15 protein-coding genes are annotated in these 21451 nt (G+C 72.0%); 8 read left to right on the forward strand and 7 right to left on the reverse strand.

Features of this window, described 5'->3' with window-relative positions:
• Positions 1–1128 (reverse strand): hypothetical protein (locus FHU30_RS44275; protein ID WP_253883727.1); only part of this gene is annotated, 1128 nt, incomplete at its 3' end.
• Positions 1125–2405: a hypothetical protein gene (locus FHU30_RS44280; RefSeq protein ID WP_253883728.1), complete on the reverse strand. Its 1281-nt coding sequence runs from the start codon at positions 2403–2405 to the stop codon at positions 1125–1127. The genes FHU30_RS44275 and FHU30_RS44280, both read right to left, overlap by 4 nt.
• An 85-nt stretch (positions 2406–2490) precedes the next feature.
• On the opposite strand from FHU30_RS44280, the gene glf reads away from it, so the two are divergent.
• The 4 genes from glf to FHU30_RS44300 all read left to right on the forward strand — a co-directional run bounded on the left by glf (position 2491) and on the right by FHU30_RS44300 (position 7364).
• Positions 2491–3669 (forward strand): UDP-galactopyranose mutase, encoded by a 1179-nt coding sequence (gene glf, locus FHU30_RS44285; protein WP_253883729.1) that lies wholly within the window; start codon positions 2491–2493, stop codon positions 3667–3669.
• The gene (locus FHU30_RS44290; RefSeq protein WP_253883730.1) at positions 3666–5630 is read left to right on the forward strand and encodes a glycosyltransferase; all 1965 of its coding nucleotides are present in this window, start codon (positions 3666–3668) and stop codon (positions 5628–5630) included. The genes glf and FHU30_RS44290 overlap by 4 nt, the downstream gene beginning before the upstream one ends.
• Positions 5631–5713: 83 nt before the next feature.
• Positions 5714–6574, forward strand: a complete 861-nt coding sequence (locus FHU30_RS44295) for an ABC transporter permease (protein ID WP_253883731.1) — start codon at positions 5714–5716, stop codon at positions 6572–6574.
• Position 6575: 1 nt separating this feature from the next.
• Positions 6576–7364 carry an ABC transporter ATP-binding protein gene (locus tag FHU30_RS44300; RefSeq protein WP_253883732.1) on the forward strand — a complete coding sequence of 263 codons (789 nt, stop codon included), beginning with the start codon at positions 6576–6578 and terminating at the stop codon, positions 7362–7364.
• Between the two features lie 30 nt (positions 7365–7394).
• Here FHU30_RS44300 and FHU30_RS44305 read toward each other — a convergent pair whose 3' ends face one another.
• Positions 7395–8837: a family 43 glycosylhydrolase gene (locus tag FHU30_RS44305; protein ID WP_253883733.1), complete on the reverse strand. Its 1443-nt coding sequence runs from the start codon at positions 8835–8837 to the stop codon at positions 7395–7397.
• 72 nt (positions 8838–8909) lie between these two features.
• Between FHU30_RS44305 and FHU30_RS44310 the strand changes: the two genes are divergently transcribed.
• Positions 8910–10031 carry an alpha/beta hydrolase gene (locus tag FHU30_RS44310; protein ID WP_253883734.1) on the forward strand — a complete coding sequence of 374 codons (1122 nt, stop codon included), beginning with the start codon at positions 8910–8912 and terminating at the stop codon, positions 10029–10031.
• A gap of 81 nt (positions 10032–10112) precedes the next feature.
• A complete protein-coding gene (locus tag FHU30_RS44315) occupies positions 10113–13025 on the forward strand; it encodes a beta propeller repeat protein (RefSeq protein ID WP_253883735.1) in 2913 nt (970 codons plus the stop codon).
• Between the two features lie 111 nt (positions 13026–13136).
• Here the strand turns inward: FHU30_RS44315 and FHU30_RS44320 are convergent, their stop codons facing one another.
• Entirely contained in the window at positions 13137–14030 is an 894-nt protein-coding gene (locus FHU30_RS44320; RefSeq protein ID WP_253883736.1) for a glycosyltransferase, read from the reverse strand.
• Between the two features lie 133 nt (positions 14031–14163).
• Entirely contained in the window at positions 14164–15633 is a 1470-nt protein-coding gene (locus tag FHU30_RS44325; protein ID WP_253883737.1) for an LCP family protein, read from the reverse strand.
• 289 nt (positions 15634–15922) lie between these two features.
• Between FHU30_RS44325 and FHU30_RS44330 the strand changes: the two genes are divergently transcribed.
• A complete protein-coding gene (locus FHU30_RS44330; RefSeq protein ID WP_253883738.1) occupies positions 15923–16876 on the forward strand; it encodes a DUF6177 family protein in 954 nt (317 codons plus the stop codon).
• Between the two features lie 494 nt (positions 16877–17370).
• Here FHU30_RS44330 and FHU30_RS44335 read toward each other — a convergent pair whose 3' ends face one another.
• Together FHU30_RS44335 and FHU30_RS47525 are read right to left on the reverse strand one after the other, a co-directional pair.
• Positions 17371–17811 (reverse strand): hypothetical protein, encoded by a 441-nt coding sequence (locus FHU30_RS44335; RefSeq protein WP_253883739.1) that lies wholly within the window; start codon positions 17809–17811, stop codon positions 17371–17373.
• Entirely contained in the window at positions 17808–20210 is a 2403-nt protein-coding gene (locus tag FHU30_RS47525) for a nucleotide-binding protein (protein ID WP_253883740.1), read from the reverse strand. Before FHU30_RS47525 ends, FHU30_RS44335 begins: the two co-directional genes overlap by 4 nt.
• A 463-nt stretch (positions 20211–20673) precedes the next feature.
• Between FHU30_RS47525 and FHU30_RS44345 the strand changes: the two genes are divergently transcribed.
• Positions 20674–21420, forward strand: coding sequence for a flagellar basal body-associated FliL family protein (locus FHU30_RS44345; protein WP_253883741.1), 747 nt, complete (start codon positions 20674–20676; stop codon positions 21418–21420).
• Positions 21421–21451: the final 31 nt, after the last annotated feature.

Genomic DNA, 21451 nt, shown 5'->3' on the forward strand with positions numbered 1-21451 from the left:
CGCGGCCAGCTCCGAGAGCTGGTCGCGGACCTTGCCCAGTTCGACGCTCAGATCCCCGATCTGCCGGCGCTCCTCCACGCGCGCGAGGTCCCGCAAGACCGCTTCGATCACCACGAGCGCAGCGTCGGTCAGGGCGTCGGCGGACGGCGCGCCGTCGTCTGGTCCGGCGTCGGCGGGCGGAAGATCGGGAAGCAGGTCCGCGAGGTCTCCGAGCACCTCGTAGCCCGCGGCCTCCAGGTCGGCCACCAGTATCCGGGACCGTTCAGTGATCCAGGTGCGATGCCGTTCCGGGACGACGATCTCGCGAGCGCCCGGCCGCCCGTGCAGGATCTCGCCCGCCACATGCCGCCGGACGAGCCGTTCGTAGGCGTCGCCGAGCACTCCGCGCAGCCGTTCGTTCACGAGCCGGATCAGTTCGGCCTCGGTCCGTCCGAGATCGCCCTCCTCCGGGAGCGCGGCCAGGTCGCACCAGTCCGCTTCGATGCCGGTCAGCCGCATGAACCGGCGCCACAGTTCGGGACGGCCGTCCGCGCCGTGCGGGGCGGTGACCACGTGCACCCGCGCCGCGGGAACCGCCGTCGCCCAGGCGCGCAGGGCGCGCACCGGGTCGTGCAGCCCCCAGAACATCGGCCCGAACGGCTCGGGCGCGTCGATGCCCAGCTCGACCAGGTCATCCACGAACCGGTCGAAGGTCACGGTGTGCTGGTGCCGGATGTGCTCCGACCAATCCGCCGCGAGCTGCCGGGCGAGATCACGCGCGGTGAACACGACGTGGACCTCGGCGTCGCCGAAGGAGGCCACGGCGCGGCGAGCCTGCTCCGCCGTGGCCCCGGCGAGCAACTCGTGCGACAGCAGTACCCGGTCACCGGTCCACTCGCCGGCGCGGGTCGCGATCTTGTCCCACATCCCGATCCAGGCGGGGTCGCGTCGTCCGCCCCAGGACATCTCCCGCAGGTCCATGGTCGCCGCGAACATGTCACCGGGTCCGTGCAGCGGGAAACCGATCCCGCCCCGCGCCAGGCGGTCGGCGGCATGCCACAGTGCCTCCTGCGCGGCGTCCGCGCCCAGCAACGGTGCGCCGACATGCAGGAAGACCTTCTTGTTCGTCCCCATCGAGGAAGCCGTCACCTCTCCTGTTCGCGGCCGTCGCGGCGGCGCTCGACGTAGTGCCAGTAAGCCACCCGCGCGCGCATGACGGGGGCGTGCCGTTCACTCAGCCCTCGTACGACCCATTTGGCCGGTGCCATGGCGACCGCCGACATCGGGGTCGCGACCGCGAGCAGGTGCGCGGCGTCGCTGTGCATCCGGGCCACGTCGGTGCGCAGTGAAGCGAGTTCGACGGTCTCGGTGCCCGCGTCCTGTCGGTCCCGCAAGGTGCGCAACAGCTCGGACAGTGACTCCAACGCGGCGTCGAGAACCTGTTCGGGGGGTGCGGCGTCGGGATCGGCGACGCCTTCCCCCGAGGCCGTGGAGGCGAGGTCGGCGAGGTCACCCGCCACCCGGTATCCCGCTTCCCGAAGTTCACCGGCCATCGCTTCCGACCGCTCCCTGGCCCAGGAGAGGAAACGGCCGGGCATCCTGATCCGGGTCGTTTCCGGACGGCGGACGAGCATGTCCTGCGCGAGCTGATGCTTGATGAAGTCATCGTGAACGGCCCAGGAAATCTCGTCCCTGGTCACCTCGTTCAGGCGGCGCAGGAAGGCGGTCTCCGCCAGGCCGAGCGACGGATTCCCGAACACCCCGGACGTGTCGCAGCCGTCGGCGTCGATTCCGACCGCCTCGCAGTACCGGCGGAAAAGCAGGTCCCTGTCCGCTCCGGGCGGCGGAACCGTCACCACATGCACCTGGGACGCCGGCACCAGCGTGCCCGCGCCCCACCGGAGCAGCATCTCCGGGAGGTCCTGAGTGCGCCAGAACTCCCGGATCCACTGCCAGTCCGGGCCGCGAGGCACATGCGGCTCCTCAAGACCGGCGAGGTATTCCGCGAAGGTCAGCGTCATCCGGTTCTTGACGTCCTCCTGCCAGTGCGCCGGGATCTGACGGGCAAGATCACGGGCGGTGCACACCAGGTGGATATCGGCGAAGGACAGATCACTGAAAGCTCGCTGAACATGATCTGGAAAAGCCGCGCCGAGCAGTTCCTGGGAAATGATCGAAACGCCGCCGTCCCAGGCGCGGACCTCGTCCACCAACCGGCCCCAGGCCCCCGTGACATGAGGATCGCGATCACCGTCGAAGAACGCGCCACGCAGGTCAAAGGCGGCACGGACGTGCGCTGCCGGGTCGCTTCCCGGATACAGCACGCCCTGCTCGGCGAGTGCGCCGCGGTTCTCCCAGAGAACGTTCTGGAGGTAGGTCGTCCCGCTCTTGGGCGCACCCACATGGAGGAAGACCACGGGCCGCATGGCGGGTATCTTATCGACGCAATCACATCGAACGTCCCACTTCACCCCAGAAGTCCACGCCTCCACACAGCCGGGGTTCTCTCACGTGAACTTTGATCTCATCGTCGTTGGTTCGGGCTTCTTCGGCCTGACCGTTGCCGAACGTTGCGCGGCCGAGCTCGGACTTCGCGTCCTGGTCGTCGAGCGCCGCGACCATCTCGGCGGGAACGCCTACAGCGAGCCCGAGCCGGAGACAGGCATCGAGATCCACCGCTACGGAGCGCACCTCTTCCACACGTCCAACGAGCGGGTGTGGGAGTACGCCAACCGGTTCACGGCCTTCACCGGCTACCGGCACCGGGTGCTGACGACCTACAAGGGCAAGGTCTACCCGATGCCGATCAGCCTCGGCACGATCTGCGCGTACTTCGGACGGGCCTTCACCCCCGACGAGGCACGTGCCCTGGTCGCCGAGCAGGCCGCAGAGGTCACCGAGGTCGCGAACCTGGAGGACAAGGCCGTCTCCCTGATCGGGCGGCCCCTGTACGAGGCGTTCATCCGGGGGTACACAGCCAAGCAGTGGCAGACCGACCCGCGCGAGCTGCCGGCGGAGATCATCACCCGGCTGCCCGTCCGGTACACCTTCGACGACCGGTACTTCAACGACAGCTACGAGGGGCTTCCGGTTGACGGCTACACGGCCTGGCTGGAGCGGATGGCCGACCACCCGAAGATCGAGGTCAGGCTCGGCACCGACTTCTTCTCGCTCCGCGACGACGTCCTTGGGCGAGTGCCCGTCGTCTACACAGGCCCGCTCGACCGCTATTTCGACTACGCGGAGGGCGACCTCGGTTGGCGCACCCTGGACTTCGAGATGGAGGTCCGGCCGACCGGTGACCACCAGGGCACGGCGGTGATGAACTACGCCGACGAGGACGTCCCCTACACGCGCGTGCATGAGTTCCGCCACTTCCACCCAGAGCGGACTCACTATCCGACGGACCGGACGGTCATCATGCGGGAGTACTCTCGCTTCGCCGACCGCGGCGACGAGCCGTACTACCCGATCAACACCCCGGCGGACCGCGACCGTCTGCTGCGCTACCGGGCGCTCGCCGCGCGCGAGACGGAACAACGTTCCGTTCTGTTCGGCGGACGGCTGGGGACCTACCAGTACCTCGACATGCACATGGCCATCGCAAGCGCGCTGAGTATGTTCGACAACCGGCTCCGCCCGCACTTCACCGAGGGCGCGCCGCTCACCGCCGGAGGAACGGACCGATGACCGCCGAGACGACACCCGGCCTGCGGGTGGTGCACCGCGTCGTCATGCCCATGGACGACGACCAGGACATCCGACGCCTCTACCTGGAGGGAGACCTCCGGGACCTGTCGGCGCTCCAGGCGTCCCGTGCCGAGGACACCGAGTACGGCGCGCACTGGGACGGCGCGGACCGCGAGGAGGAGACCGACCGGCGCCGCGTGGTCGTCCCCGCCGGTCGGCGTGTGTCCTTCCTCACCTACTTCAACGCCTTCCCCGCCGCGTACTGGCGGCGCTGGACCGACGTGGAGGAGGTCGTCCTCCGCGTCCGCGTCCGCGGCGACGCGGCGATCCTGGTCTACCGCTCCAACTCCAAGGGGCATGCGCAGCGCCTGGAGGTGCGGCGCGAGCAGTCGGCCGAGGTCGCCGAGCATGAGTTCACGCTGCCGCTGAAGCCGTTCGTGGACGGCGGCTGGTACTGGCTGGAGCTAGCCGCCGGGGAGCGTCCGGCCGTCCTGGAAGGCGCGGAATGGTGCGTGGACGCCACGGACCGCCCGCGCGGCCGGACGACCATCGGAATCACCACGTTCAACCGGCCCGACTTCTGCGTGAAGCAGCTCGCCGCCCTGGCCGAGGCCCCGGAACTGCTGGAGGGCCTGGACGAGATCCTGGTGATCGACCAGGGCACGCAGCGCGTCGAGGACCACTCCGGGTTCACCGACGCCGCCAAGGCGCTGGACGGCCGCCTGCGGGTCATCGAGCAGGCGAACCTCGGCGGCTCCGGCGGCTTCGCCCGGGCGATGGACGAGACCGTGCGGGCGGGGTCGTCCGACTACGTCCTGCTGCTGGACGACGACGTCGTCACCGAGCCGGAGAGCATCCTGCGCGCGGTGGCCTTCGCCGATCTGACCCGCCGTCCCACGATCGTGGGCGGTCACATGTTCAGCCTCTACGACCGGTCCGTCCTGCACGCCTACGGCGAGACGCTCGCGCCCTACCGATGGTTCTGGGGTCCCGCGCCGCACACCTTCCACGGCCATGACTTCGGGTACCACCGGATGCGCGAGACGGCCTGGCTGCACCGGCGCATCGATGTGGACTACAACGGCTGGTGGATGTGCCTGATCCCGACCTCGGTGATCCGCGAGATCGGACTCGCGATGCCGATGTTCATCAAGTGGGACGACGCCGAGTTCGGCATCCGCGCCCGCGCAGCGGGTTTCCCGACCGTCTCCATGCCCGGCGTGGCCGTCTGGCATGTCCCGTGGCACGACAAGGACGACACCGTCGACTGGCAGGCGTACTACCACGAGCGGAACCGCCTGGTCTCGGCGCTACTACACTCCCCCTACGACCGTGGCGGGAACCTCCTCAAGGAGAGCCTCTTCGTCTCGGTCAAGCACGCCCTGTCCATGCAGTACTCGGCCGCGGAGCTGATGCTGTCGGCGATCGAGGACGTCCTCGCCGGCCCCGGGCACATGCACGACACGCTGCCGACCAAGCTCGGCGAGATCCGCGAACTGCGGAAGCGGTTCCCCGACGCGACCTTCCGGCCGGACCCCGAGGAGTTCCCGGCCGTCCGACGGCGTCCGCCACGGCGGGGCCGCGAGGCGGCGTCGCCGTCCAGCCGTCGTGACATGTTCCAGACCGCGCTGACCAGCGGTCTGCGTCACCTGCGTCCGCTGCGTCCGGACGCCGCCGAGCACCCGCAGACCGTGGTTCCGCACATCGACCTGCACTGGTGGCGGCTGTCGCGCTTCGACAGCGCGCTCGTCTCCGCGGCCGACGGCACCGGCACCGCCTGGTACCGCCGGGACCCCGCCCGGTACCGGTCGATCCTGAAGCGCACCACGGCCTTGCACACGCGGTTGTACCAGGAGTGGCCCAAGCTCGTCGCCGCTTACAAGGCCGCGCAGCCTCAGCTCACGTCCCCGGAAAGCTGGCGCACGACCTTCGCCGCTGAGGAAGTCCGCGAGCGGTCATGACGACGGCCTCGCAGAACGCGGGTCCCGCGAGTACCGGCCGTGCGCCCGCCGTCCAGCTCGGATCGCCGAGGCACGGGCGCACGGTGAGGACGGCCGCGGACCCCGAACTGCGCAGCCCCGCCGGCCGTGGCGGCCTGATGGAGGTGGTGCATCATCGCTACCTGCTGAAGCTGCTGCTGCGACGAGAGCTGAAGGCCCGCTACAAGGGATCCCTGCTCGGGCTCGGCTGGTCCTACGTGCGGCCCGCCGTGAACTTCGCCGTCTTCTACTTCGTCGTCGGCGTGTTCATGGGCATGGACAAGGTCATCAAGGATTTCCCGATCTACCTGTTCTCCGGGCTGGTCCTGGTGACGCTCTTCACCGAGACGCTCCAGTCCGCGACCCGGTCCGTACTGCACAACGCGCCGCTCGTACGGAAGGTGTACCTGCCGCGCGAGCTGTTCCCGTCCGCATCGCTGCTGGTGTCGCTCGTCCACTTCCTGCCCGCCCTGGCGATCCTCGTCGCGGGCGCGCTCAGCTACGGATGGCGGCCGACCCTCACCGGGGTGGCGGGGGCGGCGGTCGGCCTGCTGATCGTGGTGCTGTTCGCGCTCGGCCTCGGCCTGCTCTGCGCCGCGGCGACGGTGTTCTTCCACGATGTCGAGCAAGTCGTGGACATCGTGATGCTCACGATCTCGTGGACGGTCCCCATGGTCTACCCGTGGACCCACGTCCGCGACCACGCGCCGCGCTGGTTGCTCCAGATCTGGCAGCTCAACCCGCTCGTTTCGGCCGTGGAGCTGTTCCACCACGGCTTCTGGGGGCCGCTGAGCGACGGCCGCATCCCCCCGCCGCCCGCGCTGACGGCCCGGACGGTCTCGGCGCTGGGCTGCGCCTTGATGTTCTTCTTCATCGGCGAGGCGGTCTTCGCTCGCCTCCAGCGGCGCTTCGCCCAGGAGATGTGAGATGACGGCCCCCACCGATCTCTCCGAGGGCAAGCGCGTCCCGGGCGGTCCGCCCGCCGTCGTCGTGGAGGACGTGAGCAAGCGGTTCACGCTCCGCCACGCCCGCTCGATCAAGGACATCACCGTCCGGCTGGCGCGGCGCCAGGCGCTCTCCGAGAGCTTCGACGCCCTCCACCACGTGAGCCTGACGGTCACCCAGGGCGAAACCGTCGCCCTCATGGGGCTGAACGGTTCCGGGAAGTCGACCCTGCTCAAGCTGATCTCGGGCGTGATGTCGCCCGATGCCGGGACCGTCCGGGTGCGGGGCCGGGTCGCGGGACTCCTCGACGTGGGCGCGGGTCTGCATCCCGAGCTGACCGGCCGCGAGAACGTGTTCCTGAACGGCGCCATCCTCGGCATGTCCGAGGCCGAGATCAAGCGCAAGTTCGACACCATCGTCGAGTTCTCCGGCGTGGAGCGCTTCCTCGACACCGAGGTCAAGTTCTACTCGTCCGGCATGTTCATGCGGTTGGCCTTCTCGATCGCCGCCCACACCGAGCCCGACATCTTCCTCATCGACGAGGTGCTGGCGGTCGGCGACCCGCCGTTCCGGGAGAAGTGCATAGCCCGCATCCGCGAACTGCGGGACGAGGGCCGGACCATGCTCATCGTCGCTCACGACATCCCGATGCTCGTCGATCTCTGCCATCGCGGTGTCATGCTCCGCCGGGGCCGGAAGATCTACGACGGGGACGTCGCCGAAGCCGGCTCCCTCTGGCAGGCGGACAAGAAGGCCAAGTCCGCCTCGTAGGCGAAGCGGGGGCCGGTCTCCAGGCGAGGGTCAGGAGATCTCCAGCCAGTCGAGGTCGCTCGCTCCCTGGGAGCCGGTCACGCGCAGGACGTTCCAGCCCGTCCGCAGGATGACGGTGGCCGTGGCGTCATGGAAGCGGTGCGCCGGGTCGGCGGCCAGCGCGAGGGGCACGGGAGCCGCTCCGTTGACCAGGACGGTCAGGGCGGCGGGGCCTCTGGCGCGGTTCGCATAGTCCGCGCGTGCCTGGTACTCGCCCGCGGTCGGTGCGTAGACGTCCAGTTCGACGAACTTGTTGGGGTTGTCGAGAGTGCCCACAGTGGCGCCGTTCGACGCTCCGGACACCTTCCGCTTCGTCTGCAGCCCGGTAAGACGACCGGATTCCGCCTCGTACCGGACGGGGCTGCCACGGACGACCGGGGTTCCGTTCGCCCAGCCGAGGTCGGCCATGTACATGCCGCGAACGAGCGGGTCGGCCCCAGGGGCCCGGAGGATTCCGTGGAAGACCAGGTGCGAGTTGGCGCCGTCGTGGACCACGTCCGCTCCGCCCGGTCCCGTGATCTGGCCCCGGTAGCCGGTGGTGGTCAGCAGGGCGCGGCTCCCGCGCGTGTACGGACCCGTGATGGACGACGAGATAGCATACCGGGTCTGGTATTCGCTGCTGTGGAACACACCCGCCGCATAGAAGAGGACATACTTGCCGTCCTGCCGGACGAGGGCGGGCGCTTCGACGAGTTCCGGCTCGGCCGTGCTCTTGGTCAGCACCCGGACGGCCGCTCCGGCCCCGGACAGGCCGTCCGCGGTGAGCCGCTGCACCCAGAGGCCACCGGGGTCGCGCACGGCGCCCTCCTGCTTGTAGAGCAGGTACCGGGATCCGTCGGCATCGACGAAGGCGGCTGGGTCGATGGTGTCGCGACCGGCGCGGCAGACGAGAGGATTGTCACTCGCCGGGGTGTAGGGGCCCGAGATGGCGCTCGCGATCGCCACGCCGAGGCACTGATTGCCTGACGATCGCTGCTGGGCCGTGAAGTAGAGCAGGTAGGAGCCGTCGGAGCGGGCCGACACGTCCGGAGCCCAGGTCCGGCCGCTCGCCGCCCAGGCGGGCAGTGCGGGCAGCGCGTCGGTGCCTGCGCGCGTCCAGGGACCGGTCGCGGACGGGGCCTTCGCGATCGGCACGTTGCGCCCGCCGTCGTTGGTGGCGAAGGCGTAGTAGCCGTCCGCCGCCTTGATCACCGATGGATCGGGGAAGTTCGAAGCGATCAGCGGCTTGGTCGGCGGGCCGGGTGGCGCCGGGGACGCCGTCGGGGCGCTCGTCGCACGGGTGCGGCGGGGCGGTTCGGACTTGCCGTCCCCCGCCGAGAAGGCCAGTCCGAGCGCCGCCACCAGGGCGCTGATCAGCGCGCCCAGGGCCAGGACGGCGAGTGGACGGTCGGTGATCCGCCGGACCGGCGCGGGGGGATCGTTGAGGCTCCGCATGACAATCTACGGCAAACTAGCCAATCTGCCCTGGTGTGGCGAATGGGACCCCGTGGAACGGACGGAGACGGTGTGGGACCGACAAGCGGCTGGCTGATCGCTCTGCTGATCATTGCGGCCGTGGGGGTGACCGGGCTCGCCGTCTGGCTGCTCCCCCGCGCGGCGGGGCGCGGTCCCGCGCCGCTCGCCATGCGACTCGGGCTCGTGACCGCCAGCCAGGTCGCCCTGCTGCTCGCCGTGGCGGCCGGGATCAACGCGAACTTCCTGTTCTTCGTGAGCTGGTCGGACTTGTTCGGCACGACCAACGGCACCGGCCAGTTCCACGGCGCGAACACGGCCGGACCGATGGCGTTCCGACCGCTCGCGCGCAAGGTGTCCCCGCTCGGCGCGGGGTCCGGCCTGCGTCCGGGCACGGTGGACGGCCAACTGGAGGATGTCACGGTCCAGGGCGTCCGCACGGGAATCCAGGCGCATGCCTTCGTCTACCTACCGCCGCAGTACTTCGACCCGAAGGCCAAGGCCCGCCGCTTCCCGGTCTCGCTCGTTCTCGCCGGGTACCCCGGCGACCCGCGCGGCATCATCAAGCGGCAGGGGCTGCTGCGCGACGCGAGCGCCGCCATGCGGTCCGGCACGGTCCAGCCGACCATTTACGTGATCATGAAGGCGACGGTCGTGCCGCCGCGCGATACGGAATGCACCGACATCCCTGCCGGACCGCAGGTCGAGACGTACTTCTCGCAGGACGTCCCGCAGGCGGTGGCCGCCACCTACCGGACGGCCACCGGCCCCCACGGCTGGGGCGTCATCGGGCAGTCCACCGGCGGCTACTGCGCGGTCAAGCTCGCCGCGCGGCACTCGGACCGGTTCGGCGCGGCGGCCTCGCTGGGGGGATACCTGCGGTCGGTGCAGGACCCGACGACCGGGGACCTGTATGGCGGTAGCAAGCAGGTTCGCGATGAGAACGACCTCATCTGGAGGCTTGAGCACATGCCCCCGCCGCCGGTCGCGGTGCTGCTCGCGCAGACGGAGCAGGGCCCCGACTTCGACCAGGCCCAGCGGTACGCGGCGTTGGCGAAGCCGCCGCTCCGGCTCACCACGCTGTTCCCGAAGGACGGCGGCCACAACCTACGGACGTTCCAGCGCCTGACACCCGATCTGCTGCAATGGATGAGCCGCCAGCAGCGCGGCGACTGACGTCTTCGCAGTAAGGCGTCCGGATATGATCCAGTCTGACCGGCCGGAGCCGGCTGGTTTCGTGCGGACCTGGAGATGAGTGTGACCCCACCCACGCCCCCGGCCGGGGACCCGAACGGCGAGCGCGCGGCGCAGCCCGACGGCGAAGGTGCCGCACTGCCGCCTCCGAACTGGCTCGCGGCCGACGACCAGCCCGAATCCCTCCTCCCGGACGACCTGCCCGGCCCGCAGGAGTCGGGGCCGCACCCGGTGTCACCTCCGCAGGGTCCTCCGGCTCCGGAGCCGTTCCCGTACGCGCAGCAGATCCCCGAGCCACCGAAGCCCGTAGACCCCTTCCCCTACGCGCAGCAGATCCCGGACACCCCCACGCCCTCGGCTCCCGAACCGTTCCCCTATGCGCAGCAAATCCCGGAGACACGACGGTCCTCCGACCCCTTCCCTTACGCCCAGGAGATCCCGGACAACAAGCCGCAGGCCCCAGAGCCGTTCCCGTACGCACAGCAGATCCCCCAGGGCGGCCTGGCGCGCGGTCCGCAGCCCGATGCCGCCAATCGGACGATCACCGACCACACGATCGCCGACCAGCCGTCCGGCTTCCCCTACGCGCAGCAGATCCCCGGAACCACGCCTCCTATCGGTGCGGGTGTGCAACCGGTCGCGCCTCCGCCGGTCATCGACGAGCCGTGGCGCGCCGGGGGCAAGAGCACCAAGGGAGCCAAGCGCGGCGTCAAGAAGCCGCTGTTCATCGGTCTCGCGGGCCTCGTCGTCGTCGTGATCGCGGCGGGCGGAGGGTTCTTCCTGCTGACCGGCGACGGGAAGGACGGCGCCGGCGAGAGCGTGACGGTCGGGGACAAGGTCTTCCCGGCCGGACAGTTGTCCGCCCAGGACGGCCGCGCCCGTCGCCTCACCGGAGTGGACGCCGTGGGCACGACCGTCGTGGCGGTCGGCGGCGAGGACAGCCGTGGCTGGTTCCTGGTGTCCACGGACTCCGGCCGCACCTTCGCACCGGCGGCCGTCCACGACACCGACGGCGACGAGCCCGGCCCGGGCGAGATGCCGAACCTGATCGCGGGCTCCTCACGCGGCTGGGTGGCCATCGGCACCCGCCCCGGCGGCGGAACGGTCTGGACGAGCGCCGAAGGCCGCGAATGGCGCCGCCAACCCGATCCCGCCGGCAACCAGTTCGGGGCGAAGTCCCACGTCAAGCGGCTGATCTCAACGGACTCGGGCTTCGTCGCGGTCGGCGAGACATCCGCGCGAGGCGACTTCCGTGACAGCGTCCCAGCGGTGTGGACGTCCGCCGACGGGAGCCGGTGGGAGGAGCACTCCGGCGGACATCTGGGGCTTCCCATCCGCAAGGGCACGGTCTCGCTCTACGACGCGGCGGCCTCCGGCTCGACACTGCTCCTGGAAGGCATCCACACGGTCGACGCCAAGCACGCAGGGCGCAAGATCTGGCGGTCCACCAACGGCGGGAAGAGCTGGACCGAGTCCGTCGTCCCCGTTCCGAAGGGTACGCGCGGCCTGGTGGTCGGCGGCGGCCCGACCGGGTTCGTCGCCTTGCGGGAAGTCACCGACGGCGGCAAGACCTACGCGCAGGCGTTCCTCTCCAAGGACGGCGGCTCCTGGACGAAGGCGGGCGTGCTCCAGACTCCCGGGTACCGCTTCACAACGCGGATCGCGGGCTCGGACAAGGGCTTCGCAGCCCTGGTCGCGCGCGGCCGCGACCTGCTGGTCTCGCGCAGTGCGGACGGCAGGACCTGGCAGGACGGCGGCACGCTGGACACGCCCGACGGCCGTTCGGCGAACGGCTTCGCGCTGAGCAGTGACCAGCCGGTCCTGGTCGGCCAGGACGCGCACGGTGGCCCCGCCGCGTTGCTCGCCGCATGGGACGGCTCGGGAACCCGGCTGCCCGCCGACCCGGCGCGCGTCCCCGGACTCGTCCGTCCCGACCGATCGGTCGCCGCCGTCGACGCGTCCGCCGGAAAGGTGGTCGCCGTCGGCAGCGCGGGCGGAGACGCCGCAGTGTGGACCGGCTCGGACGGGAGGACCTGGGCGAAGGCCAAGGGCGTGCCGACGAGATCGGGCCCCCAGCGGCTCCAGTCCGTGGTGTCGGGGAAGGCCGGCTGGCTGGCCGTCGGCTCGGACCAGAACTCGCCGCGCCGCCCGCTCGTCCTCACCTCGGCCGACGGGAATGCCTGGCAGGCCGCCGACTCGGCCGCACCGTTCCAGCCGGCGCGCAACACCGCACTCGCGACCTACAGCGCCGCGGCAGGGCCGAAGGGCTACGTGATCGTCGGTGAGGACGGCCTGTCCGGTGCCGTCTGGTTTTCCCCGGACCTGAAGAGCTGGCAGCGTGGGCGCAGCACCGGCGACGACGGGCTGATCGCCCGCCCCAACTCCAACCGCTGGCTCCGGGACGCGGCTTCGACACCGAACGGCTTCGTCGCGGTCGGCGGCGTCCGCGACCCGAAAATCGGCCAGGGGCCTGCGGCCCGTCCCGGTGTGTGGACCTCCCCGGACGGCACGCAGTGGACGCTCCAGCGGCTCCCGGTCCCGTCGGGCCTGGCCGACGGCTCGCTGACCAGCGTCGCTGCACGCGACTCCAGTCTGGTCGCCCTCGGCACCGGCGTCGGCTCGACCGGGCCCGCGCCCGTCGGCTACGTCTCATCCGACGGCGGCAAGTCCTGGCGGGAAAGCCGTCCGCCGCTGCCGCAGGGGGCGCGTGACTTCCAGCTGACCGCCCTCACCGCCACTCCGAAGGGTTTCGTCGCGACCGGAATCACCGGCCGCGCCGGAACCCGCGACGTGATCGTCTGGACGTCTGCGACGGGCGCCGACTGGAAGCTCGCCACCGCGCCGTCGGCGCTGCGCGGCACCGGTGACCAGGAGGTGGACGGGCTGACCGTGCTGGACGACTCGGTCCTGGGCGTCGGGTCCAGCGTGACGCAGAAGGCGGAGCAGCCGCTGCTGTGGAGCCGCCCGGTCGGCTGACGAGGATCTTGGGCCTGACAGCAGGGGCGGCTGACCGGTATCGGTCAGCCGCCCCCGTCATGGGCGCTCAGTCCCGTCGCTCTGAGACCTGCCGCGTTGATTCCGTGGCGGTCAGTCCTGCAGCGCTGAATCCTGCGGCTTCGAATCGTGCGGCTTCGAATCGTGCGGCGCTGGCCCCTGGTCGTCGCGAGCGCGGTTCCTGCGCGCGCCGTAAGGGGCCACCACCATCCGGTACACCGGACGGCGGACCACCGTCGGGACGAGCCGGTAGCCGCCGCGGATCACCAGGTTGCGGACGTACTGCGTCCGCGAGAGGTGGCCACCGCGCAGCATCTCCCGTTGCAGCCTGATCTCCGACCGCAGCAGGTCACGGCCGCCTCGGCGCTCGTAGGCTCCGTCCCCGACGCGGTAGTAGACGAGGGGCTCGGGCACGTTCACGACCCGGGCGCCACCCGCGATCATGCGGACGAACAGCCAGTAGTCCTCCATCAGCGGCAGGTCGCCGTAACCGCCGGCCGCGTCCACGGCGCGCCGCCGGTAGACCACGGTCGGGTGGTTGAAGGGGTCGTGGAGGCGCGAGTAGCGGGCGATGTCCTTCGGGTCGCTCGGCGGGGTGCGCAGGCCGACCAGGTCGTCCACGGAGGTCGCGAACTCCAGCAGGCCCGCTCCGCAGAGGTCGGCGCCGTCCCGGACGATCGGCACCTGCACGGCGAACCGGTGCGGCACCGCGACGTCGTCGGCGTCCATCCTGGCGACGATGTCGTGGCGGCAGGCGGAGAGGCCGAGGTCGAGGGCCGGGCCGAGGCCGCGGTTGGTTTCCGTCCGGAGGAAGGTGACCTCCACCGGGCTGGTCGCCACGAGTTCCTTCAGGCACAGTTCGAGTTCATGCGAAACGGGTCCGTCCCGGACGAGGACGACCTGGTCGGGCCGGAGGACCTGGTCGTGCACCGCGCTGCGGAAGGCGTCCCGGAGGTACTCCGGGTGATCGCCTCCATACACGGTCATCAGCAAACAAAAGGGCTCGTTGGACATGACTCTCGTGACGGGAGTGAGGAAAGGGGCGCGCGGACAAGATACCCCCATTCCGTCATTCCGGCTGGTCTTGGGATTTGTGTCCCTCCGAAGTCGCCGTCCGGGCTCAGCGCTGGGGGGCGCAGACGTCGCGGTCGGCGCGGATCTCACCGGCGACCTTCGGGAGCGGGCGGCGGGCACCGGGGCCTACGTCGGCGCCGTCCGTGCCGATGACCAGGTAGACCATGCCGGGCGTGCCGGCGGGGAAGGCTCGCGGCGGATGGCCGGGCAGGGCCGCGGCCAGCGCGGCGGCCTGGCGGTCGGCGCCCGGCCCGAAAAGGATTTCGGTCTTCGGATGCGCGCCGGCCTTCTTACCGCCGACCTTGACCACCTGGAATCCGCGGCCTTTGAGCTGGTCCCCGACGCGTCCGGCCAGGCCCTGCTCGGACGTCGCGTTCAGAACGGTCACCTTGACCTGCGCGGGCGGGACGGGCTTGGCCTTTACCGGCCGCCCCTGCGGGCCCTGCGCGCCCTTCGGGCCCTGGCCCGGCGGCGGAGGGGCGGGCGCGGGCGGCGCGTTGTCGTGGCGGATCGCCTCGAACAGCGGCTCGGCCTGCGCCTGGTTGAACTGGACGCGGTTCTTGTCCGCCGGGTACGCCTCGACCGGGACGGTCACGAACCGCACCTTGCCCGCGCTCATCCCCTGCAGGCCGGTGGCGAGCTTCCGCATGACCTGCATGGTGAACTGGTCGTCCACCTTGATCGACTTCGCCACCGCGGAGAGGAAGCCGTAGACCCGGCCGGGGTCCTTGAGCATGCCCTTGTCGGTCGCCTTCTTCACCACCGACGCCATGAACTGCTGCTGGCGGCGGATCCGGCCGAGGTCCGAGCCGTCCCCGAGGACGTACCGGGTGCGGACGTAGCCGAGCGCCTGGTCGCCGTGCACGATCTGGCGGCCGCGGCGCAGGTGCAGCTCGGCCTTCGGGTCGTCGATCCGGCGCGGCACGCAGATCTCCACGCCGCCGAGCGCGTCCACGACCCGCTTGAACCCGGTGAAGTCCACCTTCACGAAGTGGTCGATGTGGATCTTGGTCAGCGACTCGATGGTGGCCCAAGTGCAGGCCGACCCGCCCTGCGCGAACGCCGAGTTGATCATGTCCAGCCGGCCCGGCACCACGTTGCCGTTCTTGCGCTTGCAGTCCGGGATCCGGACCATCGAGTCGCGCGGGAAGCTGAGCCCGATCGCCTGGTCGCCGCCCGGCGACAGGTGCAGCAGGATCGTGGTGTCGGACCGCTCGCCGGCCACCTCCGTCCCGTACCGCGCGTTCGCGCCCGCCCGCGAGTCCGACCCGATGAGCAGGATGTTCATCGCGTTGTTCAGCTTCGGCGGGCGGTTCGCGGGCAGCTGCCCGGTCACGTTCTCGCGCCCGATCTGCCCGTCGATCCGCCGCCACAGCGCGTACGCCGCGATGCTCCCGGCGACCAGGACGACCGACATCACGATCGACAGCACACCCAGCACCCGCCAGGCCCGCCCCGTCCGCCGCGGCCCGTCCCCGTCCCCCGGCTCGTTCTCGAAGACCGACCGGGAGGACATCCGAGCCGGCGGCAACGCATGAGCCCCACCCCGCTCCCCCACCACATGCGCAGGACGTGCGGGGGGCGTGGGGGTGCTGGAGGGCATGGCAGGGCGGCCGGGGCGTGCGGGGGGCACGGCCCGGGGCGGGGGTTGGGCCCTGCGGGCGCGCTCGTCCTCCGGCATCGCGGACATTTCAGCACATCTCTGACTTCCGTCCCCCGAATCGCGCGAAATTCGTCCCGCCACGCTGGTATGACGGCGTCCGCCGCACGGAGCGGCATCCCGACGGGAATAGACTTCGGCAACGATGAGCACCGTGGACGCACTGACCGAACGGGCCATGATCGTCCTTCAGGACCGGCCCGTGGTCCCCCTGTCGGCATGGCTGGTCGACGCGCTCGCCGACTGCGCCGGGTCCGGCCGCGCCGTGCAGCTCGTCACGCCTCCCGGGTCCCGGATCACGCTGCCGCTGCGCGTCGGCGCGGCCGGATCGGGCCCGCAGTGGGTGATCCGCGACGGCGAGGCCTACTACGAGGGCCTCACCGGACGTCCGATGCGCTGGACCGGCGCGTCCTTCGAACCCGTCCCGGACGCGCGCGACTACGCGCCCGGTTTCACCTCCCGGCCGTCCGGTCCGGTGGGGGCGCAGCTCGGCCTGACCTACCGGGTCCGGCACGGCGCCGCGGACGGCGAGGTCGGCGGCACCGTCGAGCGCATGCTGCAGCTGCTCACCGGCAAGTCACCGCTGGGCTGGGGCACGGCCGAGCCGGTCGCCGAACCGTGGCGTCCGGACCGGTTCACCGAGCACGTCCGCAACCGGGAGTCGGCGCGCGTCGTCGTCGCCGGGGACGGCCCGCGCCCCGCGCAGGCGGTCTGCGCCTTCACCGCGGCGGGCGGCGGCGCCGTGAACGAGGCGACCACGGTCACCGTCGGCTACGCCCCGCAGGATCCGCCGCCCCTGGCCCACCTGCCGCAGCTCGTCGGCGCGATCGCGGCCGACCGGCCCGTCGCGTCCCTGCTGGTCCAGCTCACCCCGGGACGCGCCGACCTCACCACCGAGCCGCGCTGGACCGGCACCGCCGCGCCCGTCGCGCTCGCCGTCGCCGGGGCCGTCCCCGCCCCGCAGGGCATCCCCGGCCAGCAGGTCGGCCCGCCGCGCGCGCCGATGACCCTGTTCCCGCTGGGCGACGGCCGCTCCCCCGAGGGCTGGCAGCGCCACCGCCGCCTCCTCCAACACCTCCAGAACCCCCAAGCCTCCTGACCCGCCAAGGCGGCGGCGCGGATCCGCGCCGACCGGCGTCAAAGCCGCGCGAAAACCGTCCGTAGCGGCGTCAAGGTGGCGTGAAAGGGCCTTCGTGCGCGGGCTCTCGCGATCTTGAATGGACGGCGTGAACCGCAGGACCTGCGGACGGCCGACGAGATCCTCGCCAAGCTCCGCACGTCCCTGAACCGCCCCTGAACGGCCCCGGTCGTCACGGGCGAAGCCGAGGTGGGCGCAACCCGAGGTGGGCGCAAACCGAGGTGGGCGCAAACCGAGGTGCGGCGCGAACCCGAGGGCAAGGGCACAGACCGGGGGCGAAGGCGCAGACCGAGGCGAAGGCGCAGACCGGGGGCGAGGGCGCGAATACCGAGGGCCGTCGCGGGAGGCCTCCCGCGACGGCCCTCGTTCCACATCCGACCCCGCGCGGCAATTACCCGCGTCGCACCGGCTCATGCCGGAACGCGACATAGATCACACCGCCCGGCGACACCGGGTCAGGACGGTCCGGGGCCGCCGATCACGGACGGGTCGCCGGCGGCGGCCGGGTCGGCGCGCCAGCTTCGCGCGGGAGCGTCGGACTCGCCGTCCGGATAGACGGTGCCGCCGACCCAGTGGACGAGCGCGTCGGAGAAGCGGCGCGCGACGCGGGCGGCCTCGGGGATGTCGGCGACGGCGCGGACGTCCACCCACCAGACCGGCGCGCCGACGCGGGCGGCGAACTCGGCGCCGAGCAGCCGCGCGATCTCGCTGGCGACGGTCACCTCGACCGGCTCCTCGATCGAGACCAGCAGGCGCCCGGCGGCGTCGAACAGGCGGGTGGGCGGCTCGTTCTCGCCGCCGCGGATGTGGATGGGCTCGCCCATCGCGGCCAGGCCGTCCGCGACGGCGAACACGTCCGGCCGCCGGCGCGCGAGGGCCACCAGGTCCAGGCTCATCCCTGCACCCCCGGCAGGCCGAGCGAGCGCGCGAACGCCTGGTAGACGATCTTGGTGGCGGCCTGCCGGGTGGCGCCGCCGATCTTGTCCAGGTCGAGCGCCGCGCCGGTCGCCACCTGGCGGTCGTAGGGGACGTGCACGACCGGCAGGCCCCAGGCGGTGAGCATCTCCTGCGCCCGGCCGAGGTCGGCGTTGATCTGCGGGGCGTGCGACACCATGGCCACCACGGCGCGCTGGAACACGTGCTGCCTTCCGTTGTTGGCGAACCACTCCAGCGCCCCGCGCGCGCTCAGCGCGCCGTCCACGGTGCCGGGCGTGACCAGCACCAGCGCGTGCGTCTGCGCGATGATCCCCTGGTTGACCTCGGTCAGGATGCCCGCGCCGCAGTCCACCACGGCCGCGCTGACGAACCGGCTCACCGAGCTGAGCGCCCGCTGGAACGTCTGGATCGAGAACTCCTGCGACATCCGGCCGCCGCGGGTGGACGACAGCACCCACAGCCCCTCGGACGTCCGGGACAGGAACCGCGACACCTCGTCGAAAGTGGACGGGCTCGCCTGCGCCAGGTCGGTCAGCGACAGCTGCGGGACGAGCCCGAGCCGCAGCGGCAGCGACCCCAGCTCGGCGTCCGCGTCGATCGCGACGACCCGGTCCTGGCGGTGGCGGGCCAGCTCGCTGGCGAGCAGCGCGGCCATCGTGGTCTTGCCCGCGCCGCCGCGGACGCTGGCGATCGCGATCTGCCGGAAGCTCGGCACCGGACGCGCCATCAGGTCGGCGAACGCGGCCTGCTGCTGCGCGGTCATCGCGGACCCGCCGCCGACCGCCTTCCGCACGCCGCGGCCGAGCCGGCGGCCGAGCTTGTCGCCGTGCACGTTCTTGCGGACCAGCTCGTCCGCCGGGTGCGGGCCGCCGGCCGCGGCCTGCTGGGCCTGCTGCTGCGGGTTCGGCGCGGGCTGCTGCGGCTGCGGCGGGGCGGCCTGCTGCTGCGCCTCGTCCTGCTGCTGCTCGACCCCGCCGAGGACGGGGTTGATCGCCGCCTCCCACGCGAAGTCGGAGTGCAGCAGCGGCTCGGGCTGCCCCGTCCCCTGCTGTCCTGGGCCTTGCTGGCCGGGCGCGCCATCCTGGCGGCCCGCGTCGGGGCCTTGAGCGCCGGGGAACGCGGACGGGTCCTGATTGGCCGGGGGCTGTCCCCATCCGCCGTCGGCGGCGGGCGGCTGCGCGTTCTGCTGGGCCGCGACGCCGGGGAAGCCGTCCTGCGAAGGTCCTGCGTTGGCGGGCGGCGCGCCCCAAGGCGTCTCGCCCTGCGGGTTCTGGTCGCCGCCGGAGGACGGACCGGGCGTGCCCCAAGCGCCGGTGCCGGTCCCCTGGTCACCGGAAGCCGCCTGGCCGGCGTCGGCGGGCGCACCCCAGGCGCCACCCGGCTGGCCCCCGGTCTTGTCGCCATCGGACGAGCCGGACGCCGCAGGCGCTCCCCACGGGCTGCTTTCGCCGGTCGGCGCACCGCCCGCTGCGGCCTGCGCGTCCTGAACGCCGGGGAAGCCTTCTCCGGTGGACGGCTGGTCCGGACTCGGCGGCGCGCCCCAGGGCGCGTCGTTGCCCGGTCCGGTGGCCGTCCCAAGATCGGCGGCAGCGGGCCCGGCCACGGGCGCATCGGCGTGCGGAGCAGGCTGCTGGTGGCTCCCCGTCGGGAACTCGCCACTCCCACCCGCGCCGGACGCCGAAGACTCAGACCCCGGAGCCCCAGACGCACCCCCGGCGTTGGGGACGGGCGCGGCATTGGGGCCCGCACCGGCCCCGGCCGCGCCGGACGTCCCGGACGCGCCGGACGCAGCGGCGGGATCAGACGAGGGCAGACCAGAAGCGCCGGACCCGGCGGCGGGACCGGAGGCAGGCAGGCCAGGCGCACCGGCCCCGGAGGAGGACAGGCCAGGTGTGCCGGACGCGGAAGTCCCAGACCCGCCGGACGCGGAAGTCCCAGACCCGCTGGACGCGGACGTCCCAGACCCGCTGGACGCGGACGTCCCAGACCCGCCGGGCATACCGGACACGGGCGCGCCGGGCGCACCGGGCGCGCCGGAGGCGGGGAGGCCGGGCGCACCGGGCGCACCGGACGCGGGCGCGCCGGGCGGGCCGGAGGCGGGAAGGCCGGACGTGCCGGAGGTGGGGAGGCCGGGCGCGGCGGGAGTGCCGGAGGCGGGGAGGCCGGGGAAGCCGCCGGTGCCGGTCGCCGGGTCGGGCTCCGGGGAGCGCGCGGCGACCTGGGCCGTCCCGGCGATGTCGCCGGGATCGGGGGCCTGAGCTGCGGCGGGGCGGGGTTCGGCAGGTGCGGTGTCGGCGAAGCCCCGCTGGGTCGCGCCGAGGTCGCGCAATACGGCCAGCTGCCAGTTGGAGTCGGTCACCTGCCTCCCTTCCCTCGATCGGCAAGCCTACGAGACTCGTGTCGCCCAACGCACCGCGCGTGGGCCCGGAGATCCCGCCTTCCCGGCTCTCCCGCCCGTCCCGGGACGTCCCGGAGGGGTCGCGGAAGGCGTCCCGGAGGAGGTCCGGCGGGCGCGGGGCCCGGCACGGGCGGTCGGGCGCGTCCGTCCGAAACCGGAAGAGATCGAATTCGGACGGCACCGATTTCGCCTCCCGTCCGTCGAAAACTGGACGAACAGCCCGCAGATCTGCCGTTAGTCTTGCCGGACCCCGCCAGGCCCACGGTGATCACCAACCCCTCGTCCGGAGTGCGCATTGAACCCTCAGTGGCCCGGTCAGCCCCCTGCTGGCCAGCCGGGATTCCCACCGAACCAGGCCATGGGCGGGCCGCAGCCGTTCCCGCAGGGACCGCCCGGCGGCCCGATGGCACCGCCGGGAGGGCCGATGGCACCGCCCGGCCCGCCGGGCTTCCCGCCTCCGGGTCCGCCCCGGAGCGGCGGCGGCGGTGCGGCGCTGGCCATCATCCTCGGCGTCGTGGCGCTGGTCGTGATCGTCGGCGGTGTCGGCGCGTTCGTGCTGCTGTCGGGCGGCGACAAGAAGCCGAAGCGGCATGTGGCGGTCCTGCCGCCGCCGGTGACGAGCGCACCGTCCTATACGCCGCCCTCGTCGGGGAGCACGCCGCCCGCGGGCGGCGGCGGTGGCGGGTCGGCCGACCCGTGGAGCATCCTCACCCGGTCGATCCGGACGGCGAAGGGCAACACCTTCACCCAGGAGGGCACCCGCTACGAGTCGTGCGTGCTGCGCGCGAACACGCAGATGCTCTCGACGCTGCGGACGCACCCCTGCACGACCCGGATGGCGTCCGGCGTGTACCTCAACTCGTCCCGGACGATCGTGACCGTGCTGTCGATCGCGAAGTTCGAGTCCGCGGTGGACGCGCGGGCCGTCGTCCGCTCGATCGACCTGCACGCCGAGCCCCGGCTGCTGGGCCCGGCGAAGAGCAGCGGCATCCCGGTGCTGCGCGGCGACCCGGAGCGCTGGACGCGGACGTACTCGCAGGGTTCGAGCGTCGTGTTCGCCCAGTCGTACTACGCGCGCGGCGGCGCCGCGGGCGGCGCGGCGGGCCCGGTGAGCCTGACGGCGGCGGAGCTCGGCGTCGAGGTGCAGAACGTCCTGATCTGGAAGAACTAGCTACACATAAGGTCGAAGTCCGGCAAGTGCC

Source organism: Actinomadura rupiterrae, assembly GCF_024172125.1.
In the GTDB taxonomy this organism is placed as follows: Bacteria; Actinomycetota; Actinomycetes; order Streptosporangiales; family Streptosporangiaceae; genus Spirillospora; species Spirillospora rupiterrae.

What these genes read in the sequence shown, in the direction of transcription:
- FHU30_RS44280 (WP_253883728.1), bottom strand. Translation starts at nt 2,405, where the DNA reads ATGCGGCCCGTGGTCTTCCTCCATGTGGGTGCGCCCAAGAGCGGGACG.
- FHU30_RS44305 (WP_253883733.1), bottom strand. Translation starts at nt 8,837, where the DNA reads ATGCGGAGCCTCAACGATCCCCCCGCGCCGGTCCGGCGGATCACCGAC.
- FHU30_RS44325 (WP_253883737.1), bottom strand. Translation starts at nt 15,633, where the DNA reads ATGTCCTCCCGGTCGGTCTTCGAGAACGAGCCGGGGGACGGGGACGGG.
- FHU30_RS44345 (WP_253883741.1), top strand. Translation starts at nt 20,674, where the DNA reads ATGGCACCGCCCGGCCCGCCGGGCTTCCCGCCTCCGGGTCCGCCCCGG.
- FHU30_RS44300 (WP_253883732.1), top strand. Translation starts at nt 6,576, where the DNA reads ATGACGGCCCCCACCGATCTCTCCGAGGGCAAGCGCGTCCCGGGCGGT.
- FHU30_RS44330 (WP_253883738.1), top strand. Translation starts at nt 15,923, where the DNA reads ATGAGCACCGTGGACGCACTGACCGAACGGGCCATGATCGTCCTTCAG.
- FHU30_RS44320 (WP_253883736.1), bottom strand. Translation starts at nt 14,030, where the DNA reads ATGACCGTGTATGGAGGCGATCACCCGGAGTACCTCCGGGACGCCTTC.
- FHU30_RS44335 (WP_253883739.1), bottom strand. Translation starts at nt 17,811, where the DNA reads ATGAGCCTGGACCTGGTGGCCCTCGCGCGCCGGCGGCCGGACGTGTTC.
- FHU30_RS44290 (WP_253883730.1), top strand. Translation starts at nt 3,666, where the DNA reads ATGACCGCCGAGACGACACCCGGCCTGCGGGTGGTGCACCGCGTCGTC.